Genomic DNA, 11,592 nt, shown 5'->3' on the forward strand with positions numbered 1-11,592 from the left:
TGGGGCCTGTTTTCGGGCAGGCCGGACCGACGCGTGGCGCGTCGGCCGGTGGAGGGGGGTGGGTCTGTGGGGTGCGCGCGGTGGGTCAGACCGCGCGGGGCGCCAGCTCGATCTCGCCCCGGATCAACGCCAGGACGCGGGTGCGCAGTTCGGCGAAGCGGGGGTCGGAGCGGGTGGTGAGCTGGTCGCGTTCGGTGCCGAGGGGGATGGTGAGCGTGTCGAGCACGGCCGTGGGTTTCCCGCCGAGGACGACGACCCGGTCGCCGAGGTAGACCGCCTCGTCGATGTCATGGGTGACGACGACCACGGTGATGCCGAGCCGGCGGCGCAACTCCAGCGTGAGGTCCTCGAGTTCGAACCGGGACTGGGCGTCCACCGAGCCGAACGGCTCGTCCATGAGGAGCACGGGGGCGTCGTACGCCAGTCCGCGCGCGATCGCCACCCGCTGCTGCATCCCGCCGGAGAGCTGCCAGGGGTACTTGTCGCCGACGCCGGACAGGCCGACGGCGTCCAGGCACTCCAGGGCGCGCTGCTTGCGGACGGCCTTCTTCACACCCCGGCCCTGGAGCGGGAAGGCGACGTTGTCCCAGACGCGCAGCCAGGGCAGCAGGGAGCCCCGGTAGTCCTGCGAGACCACGGCGATGTCGGCGTGCGGCTCGGTCAGCGGCTGGTCGCCGTACCGGACCCGGCCGGAGGTCGGCCTGGTGAGTCCGGCGAGACAGCGCAGCAGGGTCGTCTTGCCCGCGCCGGACGGCCCGACCAGGCACACCGACTCCCCCGGGTCCACGCGCAGGGACAGTCCGTCGAGGACCCGGTGCGCTTGCGGTCCCTGGCCGAAGCACATGCCGAGGTCCTCGACGTGCAGGCTCGATCCGCGTGTCATACGACGACTCCGTTGCTCTTGACGCTGTCGGTGCTGTCGGTGGCCCCGGCCGGGACGGGGCGTGGTGAGCGCACTCGGGGAGCGCGCTGGTGGTACCAGCCCAGGAGGCGGTGCTCGACCAGCAGGAGCAGCACGCTCAGGCCGTAGCCGAGGACGCCGATCAGGATGGTGCCGGCCCAGGTCTCGGCGACGTGGAAGCTGGAGCCGCTCTGCAGGATGAAGTTGCCGAGGCCGATCGGGGAGCCGTAGATCTCGCTGACGACCATGAGGACGACGGCGACGGACAGGGCGACCCGGATGCCCGCGAGGATCTGCGGCAGCGCGCCGGGCAGGATGACGCGGCGCAGCCGGAGCGGCCAGGGGACGCGGTAGCTGCGGGCGGTCTCGTGGACGGCCGGGCCGATGGCCTGGACGCCGCTGACCGTGTTCAGGAGGATCGGCCAGACCGAGCCGAGGAAGATCAGGAAGATCTTCGGTCCGGAGCCGATGCCCAGGGTGAGGATGATGACGGGCACGAATCCGACGGTCGGGGTGGCACGGGCGAAGTCCAGGAGCGGGCCGGTCGCCAGGCGCAGGGTGCGGATCTCGCCGATGACCAGCCCGGCGCCGACGCCGACGACGGTGGCGAGCGCGAGGCCGCAGAGGATGTTGCGGAGGCTGAACAGCAGGTCGCCGAGGAGGTCGCCGTGCACCAGCTCGCGCCACAGCGCGGCGAGCACCTCGGTGAGCGGGGGGAAGTAGAAGCTGGTGCTGCCGGCCGTCGACACCAGGAGGACGAGGAACACCAGGGCGGGCAGCCAGAGTTGACGGACGATCGGTTTCCAGGGCATGCGGCTCACTCCTCTCCGGCCCGGGTCGGCGGCCGCCAGCGCAGCAGCCGGTGCTCGGCGAACTGCGCGAGCAGGGTGATCGTGTATCCGATGGCCCCGGCGGTGAGGATGTAGGCGTAGGCCCGGGCGGAGGCGCCCGCCTGCTGCGACTCCATGATCATGTGGCCGATGCCGGGGAGTGTGGTGAGCACCTCGACGCCGATGGCGACCAGGACCGAGGTGGTCGCTGCCAGCCGCAGGCCCGTCGTGATGGACGGGACCGCGGCCGGCAGGACCACCCGGCGCAGCCGCAGCAGCCTCGGAATGCGGTAACCGCGCACGGTCTCGTGGACGGCCTGGCTCACCGCGCGCGCCCCGTACTGGGCCTGGAGCAGCACCGGGAAGACGCAGGCGATGAAGACGACCGTGGCCTTCATGCCCGGGGTGGAGCCGAGGACCAGCAGGAACACCGGGAGCAGGGCGATCACGGGGAAGGACCGGAGGATCTCCAGGAGCAGCCGGGAGGATTCCTCGGCTGCCCGGTACACGCCGGTGAGCAGGCCGACCGGGATGCCCACGGCGATCGCCAGGAGCAGTCCGGTGACCGCGCCGCGCAGGGTCTCCCCCACCGCCTGCCAGAAGCCGCCGCTGCCGAGGAGGTCCCCGAAGGCGACCAGGACGGCTCGTGGCCCCGGCAGCGCGGTCGAACTGACCACGCCGGCCGCCGTGATCAGCGCCCACAGCGCCAGCACGGCGGCGAGCGCGCCCAGTTGGAGCAGACGGACCTTGAGCACCGCTACTCCCCGGCCGAGGTCGGGGCCTGGTCCCAGTAGAGGGCGTCGTCCTTGGGCTCCTTGTCGAGCAGGTCGAACTCGTGCATCTTCGTGATCACCGTGCGCATCACGGTGGTGTTGAGGTTCTTGTCGTAGTGGTTGGTGTCGTGCTTGTCGATGAAGTCGGCGGGCACCTGGGTGTACTTCTTGTCGATGGCCTTGACGGCCTCGGGGTGCGCGTTGGCGTAGTCGATGGCCTTGGCGACGGCGTCGATGAACTTCTTGGCGGTGCCGGCGTTCTTGGCGAGGTACTCCTGGCTGGAGAACAGCAGGCCCTGGACCATGCCGGGCACGTCGTTCATGCCGTTGCCGATGGAGCGCAGTCCGCTGTCCTTGCCGGCGAAGTAGAACGGGCCGAAGGAGAAGATCGCGTCGGTCTTGCCGGAGGTGGCGGCGTCGGTCAGCGACGTCGTGGGCAGGGCCACGAACTTGACCTTGGAGGGGTCGGCGCCGGCCTTCTGCACCAGGTACTCGCAGATGAACTGGATGGTGCCGCCGAGCGCGGAGATGCCGACGGTCCTGCCCTCCAGGTCCGCGAAGGACTCGATCTTGCTGTCCTTCTTGACCAGCAGCCCGTCGGTGGGGTCCGTCTTCGTCGTCGCGGACTGGAGCCCGGTCACGATCCGGATCGGCATGTCCTGGGCGGCGCCCTTGAGGAAGCCGGAGCTGTCCGTCATCGCGAACTGGGCCTCGCCGTTGAGGACGGAGGGCGCGTTCTGCGAGGTGTCCTGGGCGCCGGCCTTGATGGTGACGTCGAGGCCTGCGGAGGTGAAGTAGCCCTGCTGCTGGGCTATGTAGAGCGGCTCGAAGATGGCGCCGTTGGAGCGCAGGACGGTGACCTTGGCCTTGCCGTCGGCGGTGGTGTCACCGGCGGAGTCGCCTCCGCAGGCGGTGAGGGTGAGGGAGGCGGTGACGGCGAGTGCGGACAGGACGATGAGACCACGACGCCGCGGGGTTCTCGAGGTTTCCATGAAAACGGCTCTCCTTGATGACTCACGTACGAACCAGCCGGGTTCAGGTCGGCTGGTGGCGAGCTACTGCGTCCGCGCGTGTCCCGCGGCGGCGTAGGCGGTGGTGGATTCCCCGGGGGTCATATAGGTGCGGAAGCGGCCCTCGGGGTCGTACACGGCCCGGATCTCCTCCAGGCGCGCGGCGTGGGCGGGGCTGAGCCCGTGGTCGAAGCGGTCGGCGAGGTTGTTGTCGGAGAACTGCAACCCGGCGGACAGGTGCGGGAGTTCGGCGAGCCGGCCGTGCGCCCACCGCTCGTGGGCGAGGTCCTCGGCGGGGTCGGTCCAGCCCGCGTTGGGCGAGAGGTACAGCTTGGCCTGGCTGGACCAGCAGGCGTCCGGACGCTCGGGGAAGCCGCCCCAGAGCATCCACAGGACATGGCTGGTGGTGTCGGGGATGGTGTCGAACAGCGGCCGGGCGGCCGCCAGGACCTTGTCCACGGGCTCGTCGGTCCAGATCCCGTCGAGCGCCCAGCGCATGCCGGGCGGGGTCAGCCGGTCGGCGTGCTCGTACAGCGCGGCTATGGTGGTCTCCCGCGCGACCAGCGCGCGGACCGCACGGTCGCGGAAGGGGGCGTCCTCCAGCGGGGCGAGGGGGTTGTCGTCGCCCTCGCAGAACGCGGTGGCGGTGACGGAGACCGTCTGCCGGTCGAGGCCGGGGGTGAAACCGACCTTGGCGGAGAACTCCACCTCGGGCGCGAGGCGTTCGAGGGTGTCGTACGACCAGGCGAGCACCTGGTCGCGCAGCTCCAGCGGGTAGCTGTGCACGGTCCGCAGGAACCGGCGGGGCAGGTCGTGCGCGGTGAGGTGGAAGCGGGTGACCACGCCGAAGAAGCCGGGGCCGCTCCCCCGGGCCGCCCACAGCAGCTCGGGGTGGGTGGCGTCGGTGGCGTGCACCAGGGTGCCGTCGGCGAGGACGACGTCGACGGCCCGGATGCTCAGGCAGGCGGGGCCGAGCCGGCGGGAGTTCCAGCCGTAGCCGCCGCCGAGGAGGAAACCTCCGACGCCGACGGTGGGCGCGTGTCCCGCGGGGAAGAACAAGCCGTGTGGAGCGAGCTGTTCGAGCAGGGCGGGCCCCTTGACCGCGGGCTGGACCGAGGCCGTGCGCGCGGCGGGGTCGACCGTGATGTCCTGGAGCCGGGAGAGGTCGAGCAGCATGCCGCCGTCCCGCACCCCGTTGCCCACCCAGCTGTGTCCGCCGGAGCGGATCCCGATGGTGAGCCCCTCGCTGCGGGCGAGCCGTACGGCGGCCACCACGTCCTGCTCGTCGGCGGCGAGCACGATGACCTCGGGATACCGGTGGGGCTTGCGCTCGTTCCAGACGGCGTCGAGCCGGGCCTGTTCGTACGCGGCCTCGCCGCGCCTGAGCAGCCTGGCGGGGGGCGGCACAGCCATGGCGGTCCTCCTCTCAAGGGGTTCGAGTCGGGACACTACTGTCGACACTTTGGGCGTTCAAGGGAGGTGACAGGGAAAAACCTGTGGGTTTCTGCCGACACTATGAAACGGTCCGGTGAACGGCCGGAAAGTCGAAGAGTTCCGCGGGGTTGTCGACCATCAGCCGCCGCAGATGGGCCGGGTCGGGTGCCAGCTGCTCGACGAGGTCGACGAGCAGCCCGTCGTCGGGGGCCTCGCCGGTGATGTTGACGTGCGGATAGTCGGTGCCCCAGACGACCCGCTCCGGGGCGTGCGCCACCAGGGAGGCGGCCAGCTCCACCGCGTCGGTGTACGGCGGACCCTGCCGGGAGACCCGGTCGACGCCGCTGACCTTGACCCACACGTTCCCGGTGTCGAGCAGCGCCCGCAGACTGCGCAGCGCCGGGCCGTCGCGGCCGGCCGCGAGGTCGACGCGTCCGATGTGGTCGACGACCACGCGGCCCGGAAGGGCCCGGACGAGGTCTTCGAGGACGGCGATCTCCTCACCCCTGACGTGCAGTTGGGCGGCCCAGCCGAGGCCGTCCACCCGCTCCAGCACCGCGTCGATCTCGTCGCGGGTGGGCGGGGTGCGCAGATGCGGCAGGAAGTTGAGCCGGAAGCCGCGCACACCGGCCTGGTGCAGCTCCTCGATCTCGGCCCGGGAGGTCCGCTCACCGATCAGCGCCACCCCGCGCAACCGCCCTTCGCCGGCCCGCAGGGCGTCCAGCAGCACGGCGTGGTCGTAGCCGTGGCAGGAGGACTGCACGACCACCGCCCGGTCGAGACCCAAGTGGGCGTGCAGAGCCCGCAGTTGCTCCTTAGGGGCGTCCAGGGGGGTGAAGGTGCGGTCCGGGGCGTAGGGGAAGACGTCGGCGGGCCCGAGGATGTGGCAATGGGCGTCGCAGCTGTCCCTGGGGAGCGCCAGGGACGGGGTGCGCGGGGCGGGATGCGGCGGGGGGCAGCCCAGGGACGGCACCAACTCCGGCTCGTGGACGGCATGTTCAGTCACAGCGCGCCGTCATTCCACCGTCGACGACGATCTCCGTGCCGGTGACGAAGCGGGCCTCGGCGGAGGCCAGGAACAGCGCCGCGTACGCCGTGTCGCGGCCGTCGCCCATGAAGCCGAGCGGGATCCGGGCCTGCCGCTGGGCGAGCAGCTTCTCCACGTCGCCGCCCGCGCGCTGGTGCGCGAGCCGCGCCTCCACCATCGGGGTGTGCAGCTGTCCGGGCACGACGGTGTTCACCCGGATGTTGTCCGGCGCGACCTCCACGGCGGTGACCCGGGAGAGCTGGATGACCGCCGCCTTGGCCGCCGCGTAACCGACCTGGGCCGCGCCGGTCCAGCGCAGACCGGAGGCGGAGGCGGTGTTGACGATGGCGCCGCCGCCCGCGCGCCGCATGGCGGGCACGGCGTACTTGCAGGCGAGGAAGGCACTGGTGAGGTTGGTGCGCAGCTGGCTCTCCCAGTCCTCCAGACTGAGGTCGACCGCACCGCCGGCCCGCGAGCCGCCGACATTGTTGACGAGGACGTCGATGCGTCCCGCGAGGCGCTCGCACTCGGCGAAGTAGTCCTGGAGGGCCTCGGGTTCGGTCACGTCGAGGACCGCCGTGTGCGCGGTGCCGCCCTCCTCGCGGATCTGCCGCGCGGTGACCTCCAGGGACTCCTTGTCCCGGTCGGCCAGGAAGACGGTGGCGCCCTCACGGGCGAAGATCACCGCGGTGGCACGGCCGTTGCCCCAGCCCGGACCCACACTGCCGGCTCCGCCGATCACGGCGATCCGTCCCGCGAGACGGCCGAGCCGTGGCCCGGGCAGATCGTCGGACAGGTCTTGCGTCATGGATGCTCCTCGCTCGAAGGGCTAAACTGTCGACAGTTCTAACCAAGTGTCGACACGAAGTAAACATCTAAGGCTCCAATGCGAAGGCAATGCCAATAGTGTCGACAGGTCATCTGCATGGCAGGGACAGGAATCCCGAAGGAGGCCCATGGACAAGAGGACCGACAAGAGGACCGACAGGAAGACCGACGAGCGGACCGGCAAGCCACCCGTCTTCACCCCCGAGGAGATCGCCCGCTTCCGCGCGGAGCTGGCGGCACGGCGCACGCCCGGCGCCCACGAACCCGGCCGCTGGTCGGTGAGCCCGCTCAACCGCCGCCCGGACGTGGCGGGTCCGCTGCCCGCGTCGGTGCGGCTGCGGGACGCGACCCTGCGCTCGGTGGAGACCCTGCCCGGGGTCGTGGCGTCCGCCGCGGCGAAGGAGGCGTTCCTGCGCGGGCTCGTGGCCGGCGGAGTGGCCGAGGTCGTCACGGCGGGGCTCGGCGACCGAACCGACGCGGCACTCAAGGGCGAGGTGGAGCTGGTCAAGGGCGCCGACGACGCGTGCCGGGTGATCTGCCCGCTGATGCGGTCCACGGAGGACGTCGACCGCGCGGCCGCGGCCGGCTACGACGCCGTACAGGTGTGGGTGCAGGCGTTCGGCGAGGCGGCGCTGCTCTACCAGCCGCAGGCGTACGCCCGGGCCTGGCGCGGCGAGGAGTGGCGCACCGGGGACACCCCGCGCGACCGGGCGGCCGTACTGGCCCGGGCCGCGCGGCTCGTGTCGTACGCCCGCGAACGCGGCCTCACCGTGATCGTGCCGCTGCTGATGGTGTCGTACGCGACCGAGGAGAGCCACGAGGAGTCGGTCACCGTGCTCACCGCCGCCGGCGCGGGCGAGTTCACCCTGTTCGACGGGCCGGGGGCGATGAGCCCCGAGGCGTACGCGCATCTGGTCCGGCTGACCCGCGCCCTCGCCCCCGCGGTGGAGGTCGGCCTCCATCCGCACAACACCTTCGGCCTGGCGGTCGCCTGCGCGGTCGCCGCCGTGCGCGCGGGCGCCGGCACCGTCGAGCTCTCGGTCAACGGCTACTGCGGCGGCCCCGGCAACGCCGACCTCGCGGCCACGGCGCTCGCCTTCGAGGCGCTGTACGGGGTGCGCACCGGCGTCCGGACGGAACGGCTCACCGAACTGGCCCGGATGGGCGAGAAACTGACGGGTTATCACACCGCCTGGAACCACCCGGTCACCGGCAGCCACGCCTTCTGCTGGGGCGGACTGGACTTCATCACCCAGGAGACGGAGATCGACCCCCTCCTCCACAACTGCGTGGAGCCCGCCCTGGTCGGCAATGCCCGCCGCGTCCCGTTCACCCTCGACAGCGGCCCCTACACCCTCGCCGACAAGCTGGCCGCGCGGGGCCTCGCCCTCGGCCGCGCCCAGGTGGACGACGTCCTCGACCGGGCCCGTGAACTCATGGCGCGCGAAGGCCGGTTGCCCACGGACGAGGAACTCGCGGCGCTGGCCGAGGAGGTGCGATGAACCCGCGCCTGCGGCTGCTCCCACCCGTCGAAATGGACCCGGAGCAGCGGAAGTTGTACGAGGAGATCACCGGCGGTCCGCGCGCCGCAGGGCCGCAGCACTTCGCCCTCACCGATGACGGGGGGCGCCTGCTGGGTCCGTTCAACGCCATGCTGCTGAGCCCCGCTCTCGGGCGCTCGCTCCAGGAGCTGGGCGCCGCCCTCCGCTACCGGACCGGACTCACGGCCCGGGTCCGCGAGATCGCGATCCTCGTGGTGGCCCAGGCCTGGGACAGCGCGTTCGAACGGCACGCCCACGAACGCGTCGGCGCCGCGGCGGGCCTGACCGAGGCCGAGCTGCTGACCCTGCGGCAGGGCGCGGACCCGGAGCTGTCCGACCCGGTGGAACGGGCCGCCTGGACGTTCATCCGCGCGCTCACCGACCGGTCCGGCGCGCTCGGCGAGAAGGAGTACGCGGCAGCCCGCGCCGTCCTCGGCGAACGCACCCTCTTCGAACTGTCGACACTGGCCGGCTACTACGGCACGCTGGCCCTCCAGCTGCGCGTCTTCGCCGTTCCGGCCCCGCCACCCTGAGAATCCGCACCTTGTCCGAAGCCCGGCGCACCCCTAGCCTGAGTTTGTGCCGCTAATAAACAAACCCCGAACGCACAGTGTCGTGCCGGGCCACACCCTCACCCGTCTCCGGATCATCCTCACCGCCTTCTTCGCACTCGACGGCTTCGTCTTCGCCGGGTGGGTCGTCCGCATCCCCGCCATCAAGGAGCAGACCGACGCCACCGCCGGCACCCTCGGCCTGGCCCTGCTCGGGGTCTCCGCCGGAGCGGTCGTCACCATGACCCTGACCGGGCGCCTGTGCCGCCGCTACGGCAGCCATCCGGTCACGGTCGTGTGCGCCGTGCTGCTCTGCCTCGGCGTGATGCTGCCCCCGCTCACCCACTCCGCCCTCACCCTCGGCCTCGTCCTCCTCGTGTTCGGCAGTGCGTACGGCGGCATCAACGTCGCCTTCAACAGTGCCGCCGTCGACCTGGTGGCGGCCCTGCGCCGGCCGATCATGCCGACCTTCCACGCCGCGTTCAGCCTGGGCGGCATGCTGGGCGCGGGGCTCGGCGCGCTCGTCGCCGGGGCGCTGTCGCCCACCGTCCACCTGGTCGGGCTCGGGCTCGTCGGCCTGGCGGTGACGGCCGTCGCCGGACCGGCACTGCTGCGCCAGGCCCCGGCCTCGGCCGCGGGGTCACCGACGGCGATCACCGCCGAGTCCGCCCCGGCGGGACGCCCCACGCCGACGGGACGGCCACGTCCGCCACGCCCCACGCCGGAACCGACCGCCCCGACAACGCTGTCACAGCCCTCGCGGGAAACGGCCGTGAGCACGACGCTCCCCCCTTCCCCGCTGCCCTCGCCTGCGCCCGCGCCCGCGCCGCAGGAAGCCGGTGCCCCCGTGCGACTGCCGCAGCCTTCCCCCGACTCGGCGGCAGCCCCCCGCACCCGCCGACTCGTCCTCGTCTTCGGTCTGATCGCCCTGTGCACGGCGTACGGCGAGGGCGCCCTGGCCGACTGGGGCGCGCTGCACCTGCGGCAGGACCTCGGTACCTCCGCCGGAGCCGCCGCGATCGGGTACTCGTGTTTCGCACTGGCCATGACCGTCGGCCGGCTGACCGGCACCACGCTCCTCGAACGGCTGGGCCGCACCCGCACCGTGGTGGCCGGGGGTTCCGTCGCGGCCGCCGGGATGCTGCTCGGCGCCCTCGCCCCCGCGCTGTGGGCGGCCCTGCTGGGCTATCTGATCGCGGGCCTCGGCCTCGCCAACCTGTTCCCGGTGGCCGTGGAACGCGCGGGCGCCCTGGCCGGGCCCAGCGGGGTCGCCACCGCCTCCACCCTCGGCTACGGCGGCATGCTCCTCGGCCCGCCCGCCATCGGCTTCCTGGCCGAGTGGCTCTCCCTGTCCCTCGCCCTGACCAGCGTGGCCGCCCTCGCCGGAGTGGCCGCGCTGATCGGCTTCACCACCCGCCGGGCGACCTGAGCCCACGAAACACCCGGCCCGGGCCGCGCTCCGTCCGGCACACTCACCCTCATGGAGACTGCCGAGTTCATCAGCACGCTCGACCGGGAGGGCCGTGCGCTGGCCGAAGCGGCGGCCGGGGCGGGCACCGGTGCCGCCGTGCCCGCCTGCCCGGGCTGGCAGGTCGGGGACCTGCTGCGGCACACGGGCATGGTGCACCGGTGGGCGCGGTCGTGCGTCGCCGAGGCCAGGACGGAGTACCACCCCGGCGAGGGCGAGCCGGACCTCGACGGGCCCGAACTGCTGGACTGGTTCCGCGAGGGACACCGCATGCTCGTCGACACCCTGAGCAGCGCACCGCCCGACGTCACGTGCTGGCATTTCCTGCCCGCTCCGTCGCCGCTGGCGTTCTGGGCCCGGCGGCAGGCGCACGAGACGGCCGTCCACCGCGCGGACGCCGACTCGGCGCTGGGCCGCACCCCTCAGGAGAGCGCGCGAAGTCTGCCCGCCGCCTTCGCCGCCGACGGCATCGACGAGCTGCTGAGCGGATTCCACGCCCGCGACCGGAGCAGGGTGCGCACCAAGAAGCCCCGGGTGCTGCGGCTACGGGCGACGGATCTCGCGGAGGACGCCGTGTGGACCGTACGGCTGTCCCCCGAACCTCCCGTGACGGAGCGCACCGCCGACGGTGACGCGGACTGCGAGATCACCGGACCGGCGGCGCAGCTCTATCTGGCCCTGTGGAACCGTCTGCCGTTCCCCGCCGTCACCGGCGACACGGAACTCACGGCCCTGTGGCGGGAGAAGTCCGCCATCACCTGAAACTAGGAGGCGTCCGACGGCGCCAGCATGCGGGTGAGCACTGCTCGCTGTGCCGGGAGGACATCGCCGTGCAGCGCCCGCCCCTTGCCCGTGAGGGCGACCCGGACGCCTCGCCGGTCCTCCGCGCACAGGCCGCGTTCGACGAGGCCGTCCTTCTCCAGGCGGGCGATCAGCCGGGAGAGCGCGCTCTGGGTGAGATGGACGCGCTCGGCGATCTCCTGGAGGCGGTAGCTGCACGCCGCGTTCTCCGCCGACTCGGCGAGGACGTCCAGCACCTCGAAGTCGCTGGCGCACAGACCGTGCCGGTGCAGCACCCGGTCGAGTTCGCACTGGGTCCGGGCATGCAGGGCCAGCATGTCCCGCCACTGCTCGACCAGCGCCCGCTCGGCTCTGTCCACCTCGCCGTTCTTCGCCGCCATGGCCCGCACCGTAGCAGAGAGACACTTTTGTTGCATCGGAATTAAATG

The 11,592-nt window shown here is 72.2% G+C and carries 12 protein-coding genes; 4 read left to right on the top strand and 8 right to left on the bottom strand.

What is annotated here, in order from left to right; all coding sequences use genetic code 11:
• Positions 1-85: 85 nt before the first annotated feature.
• The 7 genes from ABZ490_RS03315 to ABZ490_RS03345 all read right to left on the bottom strand — a co-directional run bounded on the left by ABZ490_RS03315 (position 86) and on the right by ABZ490_RS03345 (position 6,783).
• Positions 86-883, bottom strand: coding sequence for an ABC transporter ATP-binding protein (locus ABZ490_RS03315; protein WP_358983456.1), 798 nt, complete (start codon positions 881-883; stop codon positions 86-88).
• Entirely contained in the window at positions 880-1,713 is an 834-nt protein-coding gene (locus tag ABZ490_RS03320; protein WP_358983458.1) for an ABC transporter permease, read from the bottom strand. Before ABZ490_RS03320 ends, ABZ490_RS03315 begins: the two co-directional genes overlap by 4 nt.
• 5 nt (positions 1,714-1,718) lie before the next feature.
• Complete coding sequence (locus ABZ490_RS03325; protein ID WP_358983460.1) at positions 1,719-2,486, bottom strand: ABC transporter permease; 768 nt, start codon at positions 2,484-2,486, stop codon at positions 1,719-1,721.
• A 2-nt stretch (positions 2,487-2,488) separates the two neighbouring features.
• Positions 2,489-3,496, bottom strand: a complete 1,008-nt coding sequence (locus ABZ490_RS03330; RefSeq protein WP_358983462.1) for an ABC transporter substrate-binding protein — start codon at positions 3,494-3,496, stop codon at positions 2,489-2,491.
• 63 nt (positions 3,497-3,559) lie between these two features.
• Positions 3,560-4,927, bottom strand: coding sequence for an FAD-binding oxidoreductase (locus ABZ490_RS03335; protein ID WP_358983464.1), 1,368 nt, complete (start codon positions 4,925-4,927; stop codon positions 3,560-3,562).
• A gap of 100 nt (positions 4,928-5,027) precedes the next feature.
• Positions 5,028-5,954, bottom strand: coding sequence for an amidohydrolase family protein (locus tag ABZ490_RS03340; RefSeq protein ID WP_358983466.1), 927 nt, complete (start codon positions 5,952-5,954; stop codon positions 5,028-5,030).
• Positions 5,947-6,783 carry an SDR family NAD(P)-dependent oxidoreductase gene (locus ABZ490_RS03345; protein WP_358983468.1) on the bottom strand — a complete coding sequence of 279 codons (837 nt, stop codon included), beginning with the start codon at positions 6,781-6,783 and terminating at the stop codon, positions 5,947-5,949. The genes ABZ490_RS03340 and ABZ490_RS03345 overlap by 8 nt, the downstream gene beginning before the upstream one ends.
• A 148-nt stretch (positions 6,784-6,931) precedes the next feature.
• On the opposite strand from ABZ490_RS03345, the gene ABZ490_RS03350 reads away from it, so the two are divergent.
• The 4 genes from ABZ490_RS03350 to ABZ490_RS03365 all read left to right on the top strand — a co-directional run bounded on the left by ABZ490_RS03350 (position 6,932) and on the right by ABZ490_RS03365 (position 11,125).
• On the top strand, positions 6,932-8,305 hold the full coding sequence (locus tag ABZ490_RS03350; RefSeq protein WP_358983470.1) for a hypothetical protein: 1,374 nt from the start codon (positions 6,932-6,934) through the stop codon (positions 8,303-8,305).
• Positions 8,302-8,877, top strand: a complete 576-nt coding sequence (locus tag ABZ490_RS03355; protein WP_358983472.1) for a carboxymuconolactone decarboxylase family protein — start codon at positions 8,302-8,304, stop codon at positions 8,875-8,877. The genes ABZ490_RS03350 and ABZ490_RS03355 overlap by 4 nt, the downstream gene beginning before the upstream one ends.
• A gap of 82 nt (positions 8,878-8,959) precedes the next feature.
• On the top strand, positions 8,960-10,324 hold the full coding sequence (locus ABZ490_RS03360; protein ID WP_358983474.1) for an MFS transporter: 1,365 nt from the start codon (positions 8,960-8,962) through the stop codon (positions 10,322-10,324).
• Between the two features lie 51 nt (positions 10,325-10,375).
• The gene (locus ABZ490_RS03365) at positions 10,376-11,125 is read left to right on the top strand and encodes a maleylpyruvate isomerase family mycothiol-dependent enzyme (protein ID WP_358983476.1); all 750 of its coding nucleotides are present in this window, start codon (positions 10,376-10,378) and stop codon (positions 11,123-11,125) included.
• Between the two features lie 2 nt (positions 11,126-11,127).
• Here ABZ490_RS03365 and ABZ490_RS03370 read toward each other — a convergent pair whose 3' ends face one another.
• Entirely contained in the window at positions 11,128-11,544 is a 417-nt protein-coding gene (locus ABZ490_RS03370; protein WP_358983477.1) for a MarR family transcriptional regulator, read from the bottom strand.
• Between the last annotated feature and the right edge of the window lie 48 nt (positions 11,545-11,592).

The sequence above is a fragment of the Streptomyces sp. NPDC005811 genome, assembly GCF_040630405.1.
GTDB lineage: Bacteria > Actinomycetota > Actinomycetes > Streptomycetales > Streptomycetaceae > Streptomyces.